Annotated in this window: 29 protein-coding genes; 9 read left to right on the top strand and 20 right to left on the bottom strand. The window is 45.7% G+C overall.

Going from position 1 to position 17,162, the window contains the following annotated elements; translation table 11 throughout:
• Positions 1-31 precede the first annotated feature (31 nt).
• From M0413_RS11250 to M0413_RS11295, 11 genes are read right to left on the bottom strand one after another with little or no spacing between them, the layout of a single operon-like run.
• Positions 32-208 (bottom strand): hypothetical protein, encoded by a 177-nt coding sequence (locus tag M0413_RS11250; protein WP_218678808.1) that lies wholly within the window; start codon positions 206-208, stop codon positions 32-34.
• On the bottom strand, positions 208-624 hold the full coding sequence (locus M0413_RS11255; protein WP_249554187.1) for a hypothetical protein: 417 nt from the start codon (positions 622-624) through the stop codon (positions 208-210). Before M0413_RS11255 ends, M0413_RS11250 begins: the two co-directional genes overlap by 1 nt.
• Positions 624-749, bottom strand: a complete 126-nt coding sequence (locus M0413_RS22940) for a hypothetical protein (RefSeq protein WP_283771951.1) — start codon at positions 747-749, stop codon at positions 624-626. Before M0413_RS22940 ends, M0413_RS11255 begins: the two co-directional genes overlap by 1 nt.
• Before the next feature lie 8 nt (positions 750-757).
• The gene (locus M0413_RS11260) at positions 758-2,428 is read right to left on the bottom strand and encodes a DNA cytosine methyltransferase (RefSeq protein ID WP_249554189.1); all 1,671 of its coding nucleotides are present in this window, start codon (positions 2,426-2,428) and stop codon (positions 758-760) included.
• A complete protein-coding gene (locus M0413_RS11265) occupies positions 2,416-3,342 on the bottom strand; it encodes an MT-A70 family methyltransferase (RefSeq protein WP_249554191.1) in 927 nt (308 codons plus the stop codon). The genes M0413_RS11260 and M0413_RS11265 overlap by 13 nt, the downstream gene beginning before the upstream one ends.
• Positions 3,343-3,358: 16 nt before the next feature.
• Positions 3,359-4,132 carry a hypothetical protein gene (locus M0413_RS11270; RefSeq protein WP_249554193.1) on the bottom strand — a complete coding sequence of 258 codons (774 nt, stop codon included), beginning with the start codon at positions 4,130-4,132 and terminating at the stop codon, positions 3,359-3,361.
• Positions 4,120-4,635, bottom strand: a complete 516-nt coding sequence (locus M0413_RS11275) for a hypothetical protein (RefSeq protein ID WP_249554195.1) — start codon at positions 4,633-4,635, stop codon at positions 4,120-4,122. Before M0413_RS11275 ends, M0413_RS11270 begins: the two co-directional genes overlap by 13 nt.
• Complete coding sequence (locus tag M0413_RS11280) at positions 4,632-4,997, bottom strand: hypothetical protein (protein ID WP_502957298.1); 366 nt, start codon at positions 4,995-4,997, stop codon at positions 4,632-4,634. The genes M0413_RS11275 and M0413_RS11280 overlap by 4 nt, the downstream gene beginning before the upstream one ends.
• On the bottom strand, positions 4,994-5,674 hold the full coding sequence (locus M0413_RS11285; protein ID WP_249554197.1) for an ASCH domain-containing protein: 681 nt from the start codon (positions 5,672-5,674) through the stop codon (positions 4,994-4,996). Before M0413_RS11285 ends, M0413_RS11280 begins: the two co-directional genes overlap by 4 nt.
• The gene (locus M0413_RS11290; protein WP_249554199.1) at positions 5,671-6,372 is read right to left on the bottom strand and encodes a hypothetical protein; all 702 of its coding nucleotides are present in this window, start codon (positions 6,370-6,372) and stop codon (positions 5,671-5,673) included. The genes M0413_RS11285 and M0413_RS11290 overlap by 4 nt, the downstream gene beginning before the upstream one ends.
• Positions 6,369-6,968 (bottom strand): ead/Ea22-like family protein, encoded by a 600-nt coding sequence (locus tag M0413_RS11295; protein ID WP_249554201.1) that lies wholly within the window; start codon positions 6,966-6,968, stop codon positions 6,369-6,371. The genes M0413_RS11290 and M0413_RS11295 overlap by 4 nt, the downstream gene beginning before the upstream one ends.
• Here M0413_RS11295 and M0413_RS11300 point away from each other — a divergent pair, their 5' ends adjacent.
• A complete protein-coding gene (locus tag M0413_RS11300) occupies positions 6,969-7,139 on the top strand; it encodes a hypothetical protein (RefSeq protein WP_249554203.1) in 171 nt (56 codons plus the stop codon).
• Here M0413_RS11300 and M0413_RS11305 read toward each other — a convergent pair.
• From M0413_RS11305 to M0413_RS11330, 6 genes are all read right to left on the bottom strand, one after another.
• A complete protein-coding gene (locus M0413_RS11305) occupies positions 7,136-7,762 on the bottom strand; it encodes a hypothetical protein (RefSeq protein ID WP_249554205.1) in 627 nt (208 codons plus the stop codon). The genes M0413_RS11300 and M0413_RS11305 overlap by 4 nt on opposite strands.
• Positions 7,763-7,796: 34 nt before the next feature.
• Complete coding sequence (locus M0413_RS11310; RefSeq protein ID WP_249554207.1) at positions 7,797-8,534, bottom strand: beta clamp domain-containing protein; 738 nt, start codon at positions 8,532-8,534, stop codon at positions 7,797-7,799.
• A 59-nt stretch (positions 8,535-8,593) separates the two neighbouring features.
• Entirely contained in the window at positions 8,594-8,893 is a 300-nt protein-coding gene (locus tag M0413_RS11315; protein ID WP_249554208.1) for a hypothetical protein, read from the bottom strand.
• Positions 8,886-9,311 (bottom strand): hypothetical protein, encoded by a 426-nt coding sequence (locus M0413_RS11320; RefSeq protein WP_249554210.1) that lies wholly within the window; start codon positions 9,309-9,311, stop codon positions 8,886-8,888. The genes M0413_RS11315 and M0413_RS11320 overlap by 8 nt, the downstream gene beginning before the upstream one ends.
• 164 nt (positions 9,312-9,475) lie before the next feature.
• Positions 9,476-9,715 (bottom strand): hypothetical protein, encoded by a 240-nt coding sequence (locus tag M0413_RS11325; protein ID WP_249554212.1) that lies wholly within the window; start codon positions 9,713-9,715, stop codon positions 9,476-9,478.
• On the bottom strand, positions 9,712-9,927 hold the full coding sequence (locus M0413_RS11330; protein WP_249554214.1) for an SEC-C metal-binding domain-containing protein: 216 nt from the start codon (positions 9,925-9,927) through the stop codon (positions 9,712-9,714). The genes M0413_RS11325 and M0413_RS11330 overlap by 4 nt, the downstream gene beginning before the upstream one ends.
• An 870-nt stretch (positions 9,928-10,797) precedes the next feature.
• On the opposite strand from M0413_RS11330, the gene M0413_RS11335 reads away from it, so the two are divergent.
• Positions 10,798-11,514: a tail assembly protein gene (locus tag M0413_RS11335; RefSeq protein ID WP_249554216.1), complete on the top strand. Its 717-nt coding sequence runs from the start codon at positions 10,798-10,800 to the stop codon at positions 11,512-11,514.
• A 59-nt stretch (positions 11,515-11,573) separates the two neighbouring features.
• Here the strand turns inward: M0413_RS11335 and M0413_RS11340 are convergent, their stop codons facing one another.
• The 3 genes from M0413_RS11340 to M0413_RS11350 are packed head-to-tail and all read right to left on the bottom strand — an operon-like array spanning position 11,574 to position 13,599.
• On the bottom strand, positions 11,574-12,470 hold the full coding sequence (locus tag M0413_RS11340; RefSeq protein WP_249554218.1) for an exonuclease domain-containing protein: 897 nt from the start codon (positions 12,468-12,470) through the stop codon (positions 11,574-11,576).
• A gap of 12 nt (positions 12,471-12,482) precedes the next feature.
• Positions 12,483-12,905 (bottom strand): hypothetical protein, encoded by a 423-nt coding sequence (locus M0413_RS11345; RefSeq protein WP_249554220.1) that lies wholly within the window; start codon positions 12,903-12,905, stop codon positions 12,483-12,485.
• 34 nt (positions 12,906-12,939) lie between these two features.
• On the bottom strand, positions 12,940-13,599 hold the full coding sequence (locus M0413_RS11350; RefSeq protein ID WP_011789791.1) for a LexA family transcriptional regulator: 660 nt from the start codon (positions 13,597-13,599) through the stop codon (positions 12,940-12,942).
• A 90-nt stretch (positions 13,600-13,689) separates the two neighbouring features.
• Here M0413_RS11350 and M0413_RS11355 point away from each other — a divergent pair, with 90 nt between their 5' ends.
• The 7 genes from M0413_RS11355 to M0413_RS11385 are packed head-to-tail and all read left to right on the top strand — an operon-like array spanning position 13,690 to position 17,123.
• Positions 13,690-13,947: a helix-turn-helix transcriptional regulator gene (locus tag M0413_RS11355; RefSeq protein ID WP_249554222.1), complete on the top strand. Its 258-nt coding sequence runs from the start codon at positions 13,690-13,692 to the stop codon at positions 13,945-13,947.
• A 33-nt stretch (positions 13,948-13,980) separates the two neighbouring features.
• Positions 13,981-14,544: a phage regulatory CII family protein gene (locus M0413_RS11360; protein ID WP_249554224.1), complete on the top strand. Its 564-nt coding sequence runs from the start codon at positions 13,981-13,983 to the stop codon at positions 14,542-14,544.
• Positions 14,541-14,735, top strand: coding sequence for a hypothetical protein (locus M0413_RS11365; RefSeq protein WP_249554226.1), 195 nt, complete (start codon positions 14,541-14,543; stop codon positions 14,733-14,735). The genes M0413_RS11360 and M0413_RS11365 overlap by 4 nt, the downstream gene beginning before the upstream one ends.
• Complete coding sequence (locus M0413_RS11370) at positions 14,735-15,085, top strand: hypothetical protein (protein WP_249554228.1); 351 nt, start codon at positions 14,735-14,737, stop codon at positions 15,083-15,085. The genes M0413_RS11365 and M0413_RS11370 overlap by 1 nt, the downstream gene beginning before the upstream one ends.
• A 56-nt stretch (positions 15,086-15,141) precedes the next feature.
• Complete coding sequence (locus tag M0413_RS11375; RefSeq protein WP_249554230.1) at positions 15,142-16,221, top strand: replication protein; 1,080 nt, start codon at positions 15,142-15,144, stop codon at positions 16,219-16,221.
• Positions 16,193-16,753: a replication protein P gene (locus tag M0413_RS11380; RefSeq protein ID WP_249554232.1), complete on the top strand. Its 561-nt coding sequence runs from the start codon at positions 16,193-16,195 to the stop codon at positions 16,751-16,753. The genes M0413_RS11375 and M0413_RS11380 overlap by 29 nt, the downstream gene beginning before the upstream one ends.
• A complete protein-coding gene (locus tag M0413_RS11385; protein ID WP_249554233.1) occupies positions 16,737-17,123 on the top strand; it encodes a hypothetical protein in 387 nt (128 codons plus the stop codon). The genes M0413_RS11380 and M0413_RS11385 overlap by 17 nt, the downstream gene beginning before the upstream one ends.
• The last annotated feature ends 39 nt before the right edge of the window (positions 17,124-17,162 follow it).

Raw genomic sequence — 17,162 nt, forward strand, 5'->3', positions numbered from 1 at the left:
CAGCTAAGTACTGCGGTGAGTACGTTGATCATCACGCACCATCCTTATTGCACTTGGACTCATGCTCAAGCATCAAGGCAATTGATAAATCAAGTTTCTGCTTTAATTCAATTGCCGCCTTTTTAGTGAACCAAATAGCTTCACCTTTCAGTTCAATTTCAATAGGGAAGTTTTTGTTTTCTTCAACGAAATTTACTTGTGCTGCCATCACTCACCATCCTTAGCTGCTTGCCTTGTTATCCATTCCTCTGCAAGGTCCTCTATAAATGGCATTTCGCAACCATCTGCGGATTCTTTTGCAAAATCGCGGATAGCTTTAGCGCGTGTATCAGCAAGGCATTTAATAGGTGCCATTTTTACTAATTCTTCAGCGTCTGTTATTGCGCTATTTATCCCTAAACACTGAGGATAATCAGCACTTAATACCAATAAATTAGGAATTGCTTGTTGTGATATAAATGACTTAAGCATTTCAACTTGAGAAGCTAGCTGATCACGTTCAGTTGTTAGCGAATCAATTACTTGAGCGGCTTCTGCTGCAAGGTTCTTTTCACCGCGACGAGATAGATCATCCTGATCTGTAGCGAACTGCTGTAAACGTTCTGATAGTAATAATTGCTTCATCACTTACCTTCCTTCTTCAATTCTTCGGCGAGTTGTTTCATAAATTGTTGGCAGCTGCATGCTTGTTTGCGTGGCAGGGCGTACCACTTTTTAAGCGCTTCGCGGATGGCGGTTGATTGCTTCATGCTGCCTCCTATGCTGCTTCGGCGGTTTGTGTGCAAAGCTCGGGGAGATTTGCGCGGGTGAGGGCTTCGGCAAATTGCGGCGGTACGCTGTTGCCAACACGGGCGACTTGCTGCTTTTTGCTCGATTTGCCGTTGTAGTTGTTGATGATGTAGTCAGCATCAAAGCCTTGGCAGGCGAATAGCTCATGGGGTTCGAGCATGCGCATACCGATATCGATTATTTGATAGGGCTCACCCTTGAACATCACTAGGCCAAAGCGGTCATTGGTGGTGATAGTGTGCAATGGTTCGTTACATGCCACGCCGTCTTGCTCGTTGCCGTAGTATTTGATGAAGAACGCGCGCACTTCGCCGAGGTGTAAGCCGCCAGCGGTGATGGTGTGTGCGGGTTCGTCCATCGGGAAGCCGATATTAGTACCGCGCAGCTTGATCATGTGGCTGGTGATTAGCGCGTTATGATCAACTGTTGTCACCGTTGGCAATGGGTTATTTAGGTTATCACCTGGTCCCGTATAGTTACCGCCGTAATGCTTGCAGATATTGGCGGCAGTACGTGGCTCGAGTAATTGATCATCACCATAAAGCTTTACGTATTCTTCATAGCTACCACCAAAATTCTTTGTTTTGGCAAACCATGCTGTGAAGGTTGGGATGGTTTCGTTAACTTTCTCGATCACAGGTTGCACCACGGCAAAGTGACCGCCTTTGACTTGAGCGCAAATGGTGCGCAAGGGTTCATCAACGGGCATATTGCGTTGGCTGCTGGCGTTAGCGTGCTCGGTGATGAAAGGCGCTAACTGCACATCATTTGGTACAATAAACGGCTCTTTGGCATCAATCACAAAGCGCTGAATGCCTTTGGCAATACGGCGCAGGGTGTTTTCAGCCAGTGGCTTTTTACGGCCAAAGATGGATTTGCAGGGAAGTGACCAGTCGATGCACTCAGCCGCGGTGCGCCATGGTAATAGCTTGCCAGATTTAACCGCTTCGCTATCTGGTGCGCCGTGGGTTGGCTGTGGCCATACAATTGGCTGACCATCGCAACGTGCTACCATAAATAGGCGCTTGCGAATAGTTGGGGCGCCGTAGTCACAGGCCCGTAGTTCGCGAAACTCCACTTTATAGCCGAGTCCTTTGATTAACTTGGCGCTATCGAGCAAGCCTAAGGTTTCAAGACATTCGGTTAGTGCAGGGTGATCGGCATCAACGCCAGTGCTTAACATGCTAACAAAAGCGTTAAAGGTTTCGCCTTTGCGCTCTGGGCATGGGTGCATTGCATCCGTTACCTGGCATTGAATTAACGGCCCCCACGTTTTAAATTCTTCGACGTTCTCAAGCATGATCACGCGAGGGCGTACCTTCATTGCCCAGCGAATCGCTACCCACGCAAGGCCGCGAATTTCTTTATTTACTGGCTTAGTGCCTTTGGCCTTGCTGAAGTGTTTGCAGTCAGGCGAGAACCACGCCAGCGCAACCGGCTTACCAGCAGTGGCTTGTACTGGATCAACATCAAATACCGATTCGCAATAGTGCAGCGTTTCGGGATGATTGGCCGAGTGCATTGCAATAGCATCTTGATCATGGTTGATTGCGATATCAACGCCGCGACCTAGTGCCCAAGCCATGCCTGTGGAGGCCCCACCACCACCCGCAAAGTTATCTACGATTAAGCCGCGCATGGTTTTTTCTCCGTTGGCAAAGCAAAGTAAAACAAGTCATCAAGAATTTCGTCAGTCGAGTGACCTTCCAGCCGTTTTTTATTTACTTCTTTGCAGATTTCTTGAAGCCTATCTTCTGTGGTTTCAGCTATAGTTTTGCCGCGAATCCGCAATACTTCTGTAGCAATATTAAGCACTTCAATCGGCCATACGCTGTTTGTTGCAGTGCTGTCACGCGCAATTTGATCTTCGATATCAAGCTGTTTAGCTTGATTTCGTTTCTTTCTAGTCTGTTTGGGTTTAATGGTGTCAACCTGATCAGCCGATTTGAGCGGAATATCGATTGAATCAGCGGTTTCGTTACCAAACACATCCCACCCCTTGGTTTTGGTTCTGGCGAACATTTCAAGACGCGGAACGTCACCCATGAGTTCGACGCATTTATCGCGAAACTCATCGGGCTTTTGGCTGTGGCGAATGTTTTGATAGGTGCCCACGTAGCAGAGGTGAGCAAGTACTTCATCAAGGCTTTGTGGGTCGAAATTGCCCACGGCGCGAACGCTGCGGCAAGCTGGCGTGGGTTTGCCCTTGATGGCAATGATGGCCGACTCGCTACCTGCGCGGGTCCAAAAACCCATGCCAAAAAATGGGTTGTTGTTGACCGTTAGCTTGTTCCACACAAAGCCATTCATGTTTTTAAGGGTGAAGCCCCAGCTTTTAACCAGATCAATGGCATCCTGCGGCATGGCGCCCACATACCACATCACCAGTACACAGTTGTCATCGGCAATGCTGTTAACATCGAGGCGTTTTAAGTCATTGGTGCTAGTGACGGTGTACTTGGCTTGGGCGCTGGATTTCATTGAGCAGCCCGTGTTTTGGTTGCTAAAAGCCCATGGCGGATCGGCGTAAATCAGCTGATATTTTTTATTCATGGTTAACCCGCCTTATTTAAATTACTTGTTGAATTTGAAGATTGAATTCAGGATTTCTTTCTATTTCATTTTTTATAAATAAAGGGGATGAATTATATTGTTCAATTCTGCTTGCTATCACTTCAGCTCTTTGTGCTGCTGTTGGTGGCGTATACATACCAAATCTTTTAATGCTTCCAGCATTTATTCCAGCGTTGGCGCTATCTGCTGATGACAGTGGCAAATGTGAAAATATATTTGGATCGAGCATTCGAAGACCATGAATTTTACGTTTTGGTCTACCTGCGCTATCACAGAGTACATCCATAATTTGCTCCATTCTGATCCACCAACTTGAAGTTCCAGGCGAAGACCATTCACCTGAACTTCCTAATGCAATAATTCTGAACTTATCTATCAGATAACTAAGGTAGTCTATTGACTCGTGAAGATGAAAAACAGGAACTGACAATGCTTCAATCCCAATGGATTGCCATTCTTCAATAAGTGCAATGTTTTCATCTTCTGTTCCGTCAATTTTGTCAGGAATAATGCACCAATCAAAAGATGGATGGTTTTCTAAAGACTGAACCCATTTGGCATAATCTATTACTGAAATTTCCCCGCCTTGCTTCCAATGTGAAAATGCAGAGTTATCTAGGATAAAAGACTGGCAGCATTCCTGAACTATTGGCAGATCATTTTGATATAAGAATGGGATTAGTGCATGCCTTCCAAGATAAAATCTTGATTTATCTTGTTGAGGTCCGCTAATAGGTGTTCCGTGATAATGAATCATTATTTTATCCATCTTATGAAAGCTAATGATAAAAACTTGCTTAAAGTCATAACAGTGAATGAAAGCAATGAAAGTTGGTCAATAACAGCCAAAAACACAAGAGAATCTGCAGGGCATGAAATTATAGAACTTAACCACACCCTTTGTTTAAATGGCTTATTGGTAACTGAATATATTGCCCAGTCGATTAGTTCTGATACTGCAAATGCTAATGAGCTTGCAATGGCTACATATGGTGATGCCATAAAATAACTAAAAAACAATGCAATGATCATTGCTATAAAAACATTATTCCCAGAGTATCTTTGTGCATAATCTCTAAAAATAAATATAAAACCTGCAAGAATAGAACCAAATGACCAAAGGCTACCGTCAGGTAATTTTATTGGCGGAATTACAGTGAACATTAAATTTATAATAATTACTGATAAAACATAAAGTAATAAATATTTAATTTGTATTATCTGATTTATGAATACTGAGCATTGTTTGATCACTTGATATTTTGTGCTCATGCGGCATGCTCCTTTGAATCAGTTAACTGATAACTGGCTAATTGGGTTTCTAGCTGTGCGATCCGCGCATTGGCTGCGTCCAGCTTGGCAAGATGCTTTTCCCAGTCGATTTCTTTGATTGCTTCAACTACGCCCATGGTGCTGTTGAGCGTGTTTTGAGCGCGCATCAGGTTTGATAGCTCGATAAAGTGGCGAGCGGCGCAGCGTTCTGGATCCAAGCCTGTGGTGTAGTGCAACTTTAAGGCGGCAATGGTTGGCTCGGAGGTGATGCGCGTTAGCGATAGCAGCAAGTCGAGCTTTGGCTCTGGCTCGCTGCCTGCTAGCAGGTAAAGCATTTCGCGGGATGATTTAGGGGCGCTCATGCTTCACCGCCTTTGGTGCTGATCACCTTGAACTCAATCACCCAAACCCAAGGATTTGATTGCTCTATTGATTGCTGGCCATAAATTGACTCCCAAGCTTCGCAAAACTCTGAATAGCCGTTTTTGCCACCAGTCACATCATCGTCGTAACCTTCAAACCCTTCTGCCCATGCGTCACGCTCGCTTATGTCTTGTACGCGCTCTACACGAATATCTGTCACTTCAAGAATGATGCGAGCCGCCCAGCGCGGCATATGGATAGATGGGCGCTTTCTCCAAAAATCTTCACCAAATTTATGTGATACTTTTTTTATCCGATCAGAGGCAAAATACTTCGCCTGTTTTGTTCTACTCCAGAATGCATCATCAAGATCAGCGCCATCCCACATCGGCATGCAGTAATGTCCTTTTTGATACCAAGTTTCGCGAACATAGAGCTGATCGCCGACTGAGCAAATTGGGCAAGCATCACTAGCCATCCCACGCCATAATGGATCTTTCAAATCCTCTACATGCACCATCGATTGAAATGCACGGCAAGGAAACCAATAACCTCCCTTGGATGTTTCAGTGTCAGGCTCTGGTTGTGGGTTCATTGGTCTACGCGTTTGTGTTTTGCGGCCGTCTAGGATGGCACGCACCATTTCGGTGTTGAAGATAATAGGACGCTGTTTCATGCTGCTTTTCTCCTTGCCTTGCTCGCTTTAAAATCTTCGCAGGGAGCCGATAAGATGTAGATAAGGCCATTGCGTTCACTGTATTGCTCTGCGCAGGTGTAAGCTTCGTATGGGTTGAATCCCCAAGTGATGGCGCCACAATGTGGGCAGTTGCCGCGAGTTTTGCCTGTGGTTTGGCGGTGGCGTTTGCGCTTAGGTTTGCGGATGCCTGCGGCGGTGATCATCTTGCGTTCGTTGATGTTGGCCGCTTGAAAGGTACGGCGAGCGATCGCGTCGATTTCTGATTTGGCGTAGATGTTTGCATCAATGCCAAGTTCATCGATACGTGCAAGTGCGTTGCGGTAACTGAATACCGCTGCGCCTTTGTAGTTAACACTCAAAAAATCAAAAGTGAACCAGTAAACATCGTTGCCGTCCCACTTGCCTTTTGGCGAGATAACGTATTCATCACATCCGGCTTTTTCGCCATCTGCTGGCAGGTACTGGCAATCAACGCGTACGGTTGCTAGCTCATCCACAAGCTCTTTGCATAGCGGAACGTCTGTGTGACGGCTGTTGAATTTGCGCTGTGCTTCTTCAAGCGTGTAAACATGGGCCTTGTTTAAATCGCTTGTATAGCCACAACCATCTTTAGCCCAAAATAGGCAAGTGCTGCCGACATTGGAGCGCGAATCGCGCAGGTAGAATAATTGACTCATGCTTTCACCTCTGGCGTTGTGAGTGACATGATCCAATGGCGTAATTGGATCATCTGTGGGCAAAACACCATTGATTCGACATAGGTGAAAAGCTTTGGATAGTCGTGCTGTTTACGGGCGATAAAGGCCCGTGCATCGGCTTCGGTAAAACAGGTTTTGATCACTTCTTCCGTTTCTTGAAGATGGAACTTTTTAAGCGGATCAGGTAGCTGGTCGTGATCTGATTCAACATTAAATTTATCGATAAATGCGTTGATAAACACTTCATCAAATGCAGGACCATGAACATGAGTTATGTCTGAATATTCGCTTTCAATGTCGTTATCAAACAGCCAATTACTACACCATTGATGGTCGTTTTCAGCTAACCATTCAGCCAGTGCTTTCTTATCGCATTTATCAGAGCGATACAGCGCGGTGGTATCACCATCGGTATCAACAATCTCCCAGTGATGTTCGTCATAGCCTTCTTCGGTAGGCAAATAGCGCTTGCAGCGGACTTGCCAGATGGGTTCTGCGGTGCAGCGGTTATCCTGCTGGTGCATTTGCTGTGACATTTCGAGCAGGAATGCAGGGATTTCGATTTGTTGGCTCATGTGACGTCCTTATCTTTTAACCAAGAAGCGGTGCAGGCCTTTGGCTGCACGGATGGCAACGGCGCGATTAGTGGTGAACTTGCCACCTGGCAACATCCAACCGTCTTTGGTGGCTACGATATGACCGAGGCCGATTGTGATATCGCGGTGTTGGGGTTTGTCGTGGGTTAGCATGCTGCACCGCCTTCACGTTTGGCTTCGTATTCATCCCAAGCGGCTTTATCACCATTGGCAATAAACCATTGGATATTGCCGTCACCGTTTTGGTCTGTTGCACTGCCGCCGTATTTAGATCCCGGGAAAGTGAATCTGGCAGTCATAGTTATCCAAGCCCATCCGCCAGTAAATTCCGTAAATGTAAGATCAGGGCGTTTTTCTTGGACTGACTTTTTGAATGCTTCGAACGCTAAATTTCTGTTAGCTTTTTCGTTGTAGAGTTTGTCTTTGCAGGATTGAGAACAGTAAATGGCGCTACCATCTTCTACAGGCTCTAACTTGATGTAGTTGCCTTGTTCATCCTCACCTTCAAGATCACAGTCGATTTTGCAATTGCAATGCATGCACCTAAACCACCAACCGTGCTCAATACAAACCAGTGGTGGCACACCACCTTTAACGCCTGCGTATTGGTCGGCCCATGGTAATCGGCGGCAAGAATCAACATCTTCCCAATCAATACCTAATTCAGCCGCACCTTCTCTGCGTGCAGTTGCTGAGTTAGTTGCAAATACGATGCTGCTGTAACCCTCTTGACGTTCTTGCACTTCGTAGGCTTTAAGCGGTTTAGTGTTCATGCTCTATTCCTTGTTTCGTGAATGGCGGCAACTATCAAGCGGCGCTTGACTGTTCAGGCTCGGGTGAGGTGGTTTGAGTAGTGGATTCTGGCGCTGGCTCGATTGGCTGATGGCCTGCAAAGTTAACAAAGTCGGCGGGAGGAACGCATTCTGATTCATCCAATGTCATCGGCATGATCATTGCGACGATTTCTTTTTTTAAGCCCATGACTGCAATCAGCGAATTCTTTTCTGATACGTGCAAAGCAGCGCCGTTAATTTTGCAGTAATTCAATTTTGATAGGCGGCTGAGCAGGTTTACATTCATGCCAATCGTTGATGCTGGCTTTAAGTTTTCATCACTTAGCCGTGATTTAAAGAGTTTGCCTACATTTGGGTAACGTGCATCGATGGGGTTAATAAACTCAATGTGAGTAATAAGCTTACGTTCCTGAGTGTCCAACGCTTCAAAGGTGGTGAAGGTATCAAGGATGTCGTAAATCGATGTGAGCATGGCCACGCCATCGTTAATAAAGATGTTTTGAATAGACGGTAATGCTTTTTTGTTGGCGGCTTTTAGCAACTCTTTACTGATTGGGTAAATGTAATCGCCATCGCTAAAGCCGTCCTCGTCATGGATAGTGACAAGGCAATGGCCATCAGTGGCGGTTAGGATTACGCCTTTTTCTGGGTGCGGCTTTACGTGAAAGCCGTTTAGGAAGTAACGAACATCATTTTTAGCGGCGAACGCTGCCAGCATTGGCAGGTATTCAATGTTGAATTTGGTTTTCATGGTGATTACTCACTAGGCTGATGATCTAAGACGATTGGCGTTGAACGTGTAACGATGACTTACACGTTCAACTTGTGTGCTTGACTGGTTTGGCTGGCGAGTTGTGCATACTGGGAATCAAGCAGATCTTGTGCGCTGCTGTAGCCGTGCTTTTGCTTTATCTGCTGCCAGCTATCGATATGGCGCAGCCATGCGGCTTTTGACTCTGGATAGTCGATGATCAACTGGTTTAATTCGGCTATTGAGCGATCACAATAAGCTGCAATGGCGTTACCTTTAGCTTGGCGTTCTTGCTCAAGCTCTTTACCCAGCATGGCGACTAGGGCGTCGCTGGTGGCGTGGGCCTGTGCATCAAACATGGCTATCTGCCTTATTAATCATTAGCTGGCTTGCGTGATGGCTTGTGTGATGAGCGCTGCGGTTGAGCCAGCTGATGGTTCTATCGCTAACCGTGATATTGATTGCTGGTGGCTCGGCGATGCGGGTGAGTTTTACGCGACCGCTGCGGCTGACTTGGATGTTGGCCACTTCGTTTAATGCGGTGGTTTTAAGCGGGGCTTCGTCCAGTTTGGTGACGTGGTAGCGCTCGCGGAAGGCGTAGCTGCAAACATGGCTTTGCAAGTAGGCCTCGAGTTCGTTTTTACGCTGGATCACCGTTGGGCAATGCATTAGGTCTGGCAATTGTGCGAGGCGACAAGCAATGCCGAGGTGTAACAGCAGTTGCGATTCTATGGGTAGCAGTGGGGCGCAGTGATGCGCTGCGATGGGGTGGGGCATAGGTCACCTCGCATGGTTGATTGTATGAATTAGGGTTGTGTTTAATGGGTTGGTTTTGTGCTGCGCTGTTAGCGCTGGCACGGTTTAGAACAAGTCGAAGGGGATTAACTTGGCTAATAGCATTAGCACTAGGTCGATAAAATCAGGTTGTTGGGCTTTCATGGCTAGGCATTCCCATTTTTTACTTCATTAGCAAAAAGCGTTAGTTCTTGACTTAAACCTTCAAGAATCTCTACAGCAGCTACTTCACTAATAGATGGATCTGTAATAGCAAACTGAATTCTCAGCATTGCTTCAGCTCCTGCGTAAAATGATCTGCGCATTTCCTGTTTTTGATATGTCGAAGCATCTTTAGGAACAACCAATTTAGAAAATGCGCTCCATTGTTCTTGCACTGTGTTCATGCAAATTTACTCCAGCAGCATTTTTTAAATTTCTTGCCGCTTCCGCATATACATTCGCGGTTGCGCATACTGTTTTTTCGTTGAATTTTAGTCATCGGTTGCAGTTCATTGAACTGTTGTTCACTTAGCGGGATAAGAGGCGCTCCTTCCTGCTCCTCCATTGCTAACAATTCAGCTTGTCTAAGCCTGTAAAGTTCTCCTCTTGTGTCCATATTTTCCTCACTATTAAATTGTTGCGGATTGCTTATTTGAACTATCCGGCAATTCCGGATAGTTGGGTTTAAACGTTGCCGGTTACGTCATCCGGCGCCCTAGTGCCGTCGTGGTGTCGCGTCATGCCGCTAATAACAGGTGTGCAGCATCTAGGCGTCTGCACTGCTTTACCTGCATTACTTTTGTTATTAACCCTGACCAGCGAATGACACTGGCTAGCAATACTTGCGCTACTCGGGGCATCTCTTACGGGTTGCTCGCAAAGTGGCCGCTTCTAACGGCTAGTTAGTCACATGGGCTTGTCCTCTTTTGGTATGCCTGATGACGCCACAGGCTGGCTTGTAAGTCGCATTGGTGAAGGTGTTTCGATACCACACTGGCCGAGCACATTTCCCTGGGGCGCTTCTCGCGTTACATCCTTTAACCACCTTCCCAATGCAACCTGATTTAACAGGTGCATTGTGTTCCTACCTAACCGCCAGAACTGGGCGGGGTTGTGCTCTTAACGGGTCATGCTCGCAGAACGTGATCATGTCACTTAGCCGCCGCTGGTTGTTCCAGCGTTTTATCCCTTATCTGGGGGAGCTGCTATCCGGTCGCCGCAAGAGGCGCACAAGTCTATTTACGCGGATTACTATCCTCCGCCGCGTGATCCTCGGAGTAACCTAGCTTGGTTCCCTCATAAATGAGGGTGCCAAGGTTAGTTGTTCATGGGCCAGTCTGTTAAAGAGCGTGATTAGAATCTTTTCATTTCCGTTCTAATCGATGCGTTAAATGTACATAATGTATATTTTGGCGTCAATACAAAATGTACATTTATTTTTTGTTTAGTGTATTATTGGTATGCCAGCAAGGTGGAACTGATGTAGATGTACAAAGTGTTATGTCTAAAAACACCATTTCTTAATTGGTTTAAGAAGATATTTGGTTGGATTCTGGAGGGGGTAATCATGGATAATAATCAATGCACCATTATTAAGTTGTCGGGTTCGCTAGCTAAAAAATTCTGGCGTGAGCACAAGCGCTACTTAGATACTGGTACGACGACAGAGGCATTTAGCGCGATTAAAAACACTCTGCAAGGCTTTGAACAATTCATTAAAGAACAAGCAAAGCTTGGCCTGCGTTATGCGATTTTTCGTAATGGAAAAAACACAGGCGAAGATGAATTTGGTTTGGCTGGGTCGCGGGAAATCCGGATTGTGCCTGTAATTGGTGGCAGTAAACGCGGTGGAGTACTTCAAACGATAATTGGGGCTGTGTTAATAGTCGCATCGTTTATACCAGGCTTACAGATGTTAATGGCACCTGGTATTGCGCTAGTAGCTGGCGGTGTGGTGCAAATGCTTTCACCTCAAGCTAAAGGGTTAAAGGGCAGGGAGGCATCGGAGAACGCGCCTAGCTATGCTTTTGGTGGCGCTGTAAACACGACGGCTGCGGGGAATATTGTTGGTATTGGTTACGGTAAGCGCCGCATTGGTGGCGCAATTATTAGTGCTGGTATTTATGCTGAAGATATAGCAACCACTAAGCGCCCGATACAATCAGGCGGTGGCAATGGAGGCAATGGTACACAAGAGCCATAACATTATCTTTTTTTGATAAACCCGCTTAGGCGGGTTTAAAAATAAATTTTATTTAGGTTTTATCCTTCAATTAGCTCCATAAATTCATCTTCATCTAAAATTTGAATATCAAAGCCTTCATCAATTAGATCTTGTGCTTTTAGTTGCTTACTAGATATGCCACTTGGGCCAACTAGACTTTCATCCTGTTCACCAACGACAAGATAATCAGTCTTTTTAGATACGCCTGATTTAATTTCAAGCCCGAGTTCTGCTGCGGCTTCAAAGGCTTCGGCTCTGGTCATTGATAGTTCGCCCGTAAAGACGATGGTTTGGCCGTATAGTTCACCATATTCATTGGGTTGGTAAGCTTTATGATCAGCGCCTTTGGTTTTACCAAATGCTGATTTAGGTTTGATTTCATTAATATGCCCAAGGGTGACCGCTGCGCACATAAACACTCGGCCAGCGGCAATCGCATCAGATTTGGCACGGTGTGCTTCATCAAGCGGAATATTACAGTGCTGGGCTACCGTGGCTAATTTATAGTTTGGTAAGTTGAATGCTGCTTTTGCCAGATTTAATGCACAGTGGTACTGGTTAGTGAGCACGATGCCAACATTAGCGAACTCAGCATCTAAAAAGCCTTTATCAAACTTGGCATTGTAGGCCACGATAGGAAGATCACCAATAAACGCTTTTAAGTCTTGCGCGAGCTCAGCAAAGGGCGGCTGGTCTACCAGCATCTTGTTGGTGATGCCTGTGATATTGGTTATTTTTCGCGGTAGCTTTACCGCAGGATTGATCAATGACTCAAATACAGGGTGATCGTTAGATAGGAGATCAAATTTGATTGCGGCAATCTCGATTATCTTGTCCGCTTCAGCCTCAAGCCCAGTAGTCTCGGCATCTAATGCGATAAATTTGGTAGGGATGTAGGGGTGTTTTGCTAAAAACTCTGCGGTTTCTTTATCCATTTTACTATTCCTTTAGTTTTTAAAAGTACCGCCAGCTAATATTTGCAGACCTGCACCATCATAGTTAACGTGAATTCTGTATATTTTATGCTTATCTAATTCAAGAAAGGCTTCATAGTGATTTGTGCCTCCATCAAAAGAGCAAAGTGCCGCACCTGAGTTAGTCACTTTAAGCATGACTCTATTATCATCTGTTCTAAAAGTTGACTTTTCACCTGACTCGAATTTGGCAGCAAGTTGTTCATCAATATAAAGGTCTGCATAGCAGCCGCTACCAGTCCATCCACTATCTCTGATAACGGTAAATGAGTATTTCCCTTGCGTTTTTAGCGCCACTCTATCTTCAGGAACATTTTTGGCTTTATCGTAGCTAACTGATGAAGTGGCGCAGCCGCCGAGCATAAACAGCACTAGTGAAATAGTGATCATTCTCATGGTAATAATCCATTATCATTAAAATTATAACTAGCTAGAAAATCTTAATTTTAGCATCCACAACAACACCAATAATTTTACAATTCCCATTTATTGGTAGCGTAGGGTATGCGTTGTTTAGTGGCTTAAGGAACTTTTGCCCAGCATCAACTACCAACTTTTTAAATGTGGCCTCATTAACATCAGTTAGCTTTGCGACCACAAATGACCCATTCAGCCTATCTCGATCTGGATCAACAAGTATCAATGTCCCTTCAGGAAAGCTAACGCCAGATGGAGATGTCATTGAGTCACCAATCACCCGCAGCCAAAAACAATGTTCACTTGTTCTTTCGGTTGTTTCATACCATTCGTCTGAAGCTGATGCTGGTGATTCCTCAACGGCCTCTGACCAAACCCCCGCTTTTACATAGCTAATAACAGGGAATTTTTTTAGGTATTTGGTAGATAAATTAGCATTGCTAACATTAACTAGCGCTTCGTCTGGATATTCAAGCATTCCATCTGAATGCAATACCAGTGAGTCTAAATTAAGACGCTTTAATATTGATGCGATCTTACTTAACGAAGGCTCTCTTCTTCCATTAAGCCAATGCCCCATTCCGCCAGGAGTTACTTCTTCTAACTCAGCAAGCCTTTCTTGGGTAATCCCAAGCTCTTTCATTCTGGATTTAACCAGCTCATTCCACTTCATTTTCATCCTTAAAATGTACGATATGTACAAAAACAATCAATAAACATAATGTACATTTATGTTGATAACGAAATATACATAATGTACATTATGGGAAATTCCATTATTGAGGTAGCTATGCAGCATATCCGTCAAGTTCGAGTAAAAGCAGGTATCTCGGTAAAAGATATTGCGAAGTTAATTGAGACTGATGTTTCAAGCTTTTATCACTATGAAAAAGGGAGGAGAACACCCGATTTCACTCAGTGCTGGAAGATTGTAAACGCTCTAAATCAACTTGGAGCCAAATGCACCTTCTCTGATGTATTCCCTAACCCTATTGAGAATAGTGACGGAAAGGTTGCTTAACTGCTCTTGTTAATAGCAAGGATATCTAACCCTATGACTAAACACACATTAAAGCGCGAAGCTCTTTCATGCACCGATCCACTCTATGCCGCCCATGCGCTGGGGCACGATTACGGGGTGGATAAGCTGGCGAAGGATTTATTCCAGCAGCCCGGGGTGATGTACAACAAATTAAACCCTGAGAACGACAGCAATCACTTGTATTTGCGCGATGCGATTCATTTGACTGAGCTAGCCGACGATGACCGCATTTTATCGGCATGGTGCCATAGCCGTGGTGGGGTGTTTGTAAAGCTGCCTGAGTCGGTTAACTGCGATGAAGAGTTAAGCGATCAGTTACTGCTGATTAGTGAGCAAATGGGCATTGCACTGGCAGAGATCCGCGATTCACGATCTGATGGGGTGATTACACCAGAAGAGTTTGAGTGCATTAGCCGAGAGCTTAACAAAACAGTACGCGAAGTTATTTCGCTTAAAGCGGTAGTGAGTAGCCAAGTGCGGGAACTGCCGAAAGCGAATGATTTTAGCATTGAATTACAAGCTGGTACTTCTGCCACTGCCATTCGCGCAAGCCTTACCAAAGAGTGCATCCAATGAGTGATGTTATTGATGATGCCGCAATCGAGCATGAAGCGCATATCAAAGCTGCTTTATCTGTTCGCCAACCTACGCTGCCTTTTACGGGCCTGTGTCATTACTGCAAGAGCCCTGTTTTGAATAATCAGCATTTTTGTGATGCCGACTGCCGCCATGACTATGAGCGGTTAAAGGCTAATGGGAGAGTGTGATGAGAGCTTATGACCCTGTGATTGCGGTAAATGTTGGTTCAAATCAGTTAACTGATAAGTGCAGCACTAAGAAAGCCGAATTCCCAAATTTTGAGGCGTTAAATGAGGTCTGCAACCATCTTAGCGGTAAGCACCAAAATATCCCTCATACACCTGAAGAAGATGCCGAGTTTGCTCGCATTGAACGTAATCAACAAATGTCTGAGTTTGCTCGCATTGAGCGCAATCAAGAGATTGCGTTGTTAGCCAATGTTATTCGCAAATCACCTACGACCAGTGCAGAGGCAATTGCTGAAAGGGTTTTAGACGCTGGGTATCAGTTTTCGGGTAGTGCAGTACGGTTTAAATAAGAAAGCCCACTAGAGCTGTGGAGGCTGTGGGCTTAATACCAAAGAGAGGCAAAACAATGGTACTGGAATCAATTGATAGCGTCAATCATGGCGCTGGTGGCAGTAATGTGGTGCCGTTACGGCCCGTTGCTGAGCACAAACAGCATGGGCGGGGTGAAGTCGTGAAAGCAGATTTGGAAGATGGTTATTTACGACTCTCCAATACGCTGGTGGACGCCCTGTGCCGCACGAAATTAAGCGATCGTGAGAGTCGGGTCGTATTTGCTGTTATCCGTAGAACCTATGGCTACGGCAAGGCCACTGATTGGGTATCGTACAGTCAAATAGAAGAAATGACGGATATCGATACTGACAACGTATCTCGGGTGATTGGCGGCTTATTAAAGCGCAATGTGCTGATCAAAGACGGCAAGAAAATTGGGGTTAACCCGACAGTTTCTTCTTGGACTGATAAACCAGCAAAGGCAAAAACTGTCAATTCTGACAGTAAAAATTCACTGTCTATTCTGACAGTAAAACCTGTCAATTCTGACAGTGAGGCTGTCTATTCTGACAGTAAAAACTGTCTAGATAGACCCCCACAAAAGAAAGACATTAATACAAAAGAAATACAAAAGATCTCTTCGTCGAACATTGCTGACGCAATGGCCTACACACAGATAAAACCCGATGCTGCGATTCAAACTCCTAACGGCAAGCTTTGGGGCACTCAAGACGATTTAACCTGTGCTGAGTACATCTTCAACAAAGTGCTGATTGTTAACCCCACTGCAAAGCAACCGAATTGGCCTGATTGGGCTAACCAAGTGCGCTTGATGCGTGTGCAAGACAAGCGCACTCACCACGACATCTGCAAGCTGTTTAAGTTTGCCAACTCCGACTCATTTTGGGCGAGCAATGTGTTATGCCCAAAAACCCTGCGTAAACAATGGGACAAACTAAACGCCAAACTGCTAGCGAGATCATCACATGAAGCCAATACAGCAACTGATACCGCAAACCCTGCACGCTATGAACACTCAACAGCACGAGTCTTCCGCGAACTACGGCAAATGGCAAAGCAGCTCGAGCATTCAGCAGATCACAACAGTGGTGGCAACACAATTGATGCCGACTATGAACCTGTACAGCCGTGATTTTAGCAAGCGCTTTGGTGCAGAGCTTGGCAGTGTAGTACAGGAGTTTGTTAAGCAAATCGGTGAGGCTGGCTTGAGTGTGGCTGATGTGATGATTGGCATTGAGGCATTTAAACAACGCGCGGCGACAGCACCATGGAGCGTTAACCCCGCTGAGTTTGTGGCGATGTGTACACCTACACCTGAGCAGTTGGGCTTACCTAACGCTGAACAGGCGTACCGCGAGTGTTGCGCCCATGGCCGTTGGCCGAGTGAGCACAATTGGAGCCATGGCGCTGTATTTGCTGCTGGCCGTGAAACAGGTTGGTATGAGCTGCAAAACCGCACTGAACAGCAAACATGGCCGTTATTTAAACGCAATTATGAGGTGATGTGCCGCCGTGCTGTGAAGGGTGAAAGCTTTGATGCCTGTATCCCTAAGGCGCTTGCCGCCCCAGTAAACAAGCCTGTTGAAAGTCAAAAGGCTTGCTCGATTATCGCTGATTTGCGCCAAAAGTTTGGGCTAAGGACTGCCAATGGCTCTGGCAATTAAACACTTACCAGATGATGCACCTGATTTTTATAGCGAGATTGTGGCACCTACGGCCATCGATTCAGCCGCTATCCAAGTCGTGCAAGAGGCGGTTAACGATGCGGTGTTGTTTGTGCCGGTTAAGACTAGCGCCGCTGAGTTACGGGCCCAAGGGTTATTGCGCGAACGCGAACTGCCGCAAATGTGGCATTGCCGCGGTGGTGAGTCAGACATGGAGAAGATTGTAAAGCATATGTCGGTGATCCCCCCTGAGTTTAAGCATTCCGTTTGTATCGAGTACGAAAGGATATTTGCTCAGGGTGGGCCAACTGCACGTAAACAGGCTAATCAGTTTTTAGTAAGGCAGTCAAAGCGGTTTAGAGGGGTTTAGCAGTATGGACTTCAGATTATTACACGGAGATTGCTTGGA

Origin of the sequence: Shewanella sp. 8A (assembly GCF_023475945.1) — a bacterium.
In the GTDB taxonomy this organism is placed as follows: Bacteria; Pseudomonadota; Gammaproteobacteria; order Enterobacterales; family Shewanellaceae; genus Shewanella; species Shewanella xiamenensis.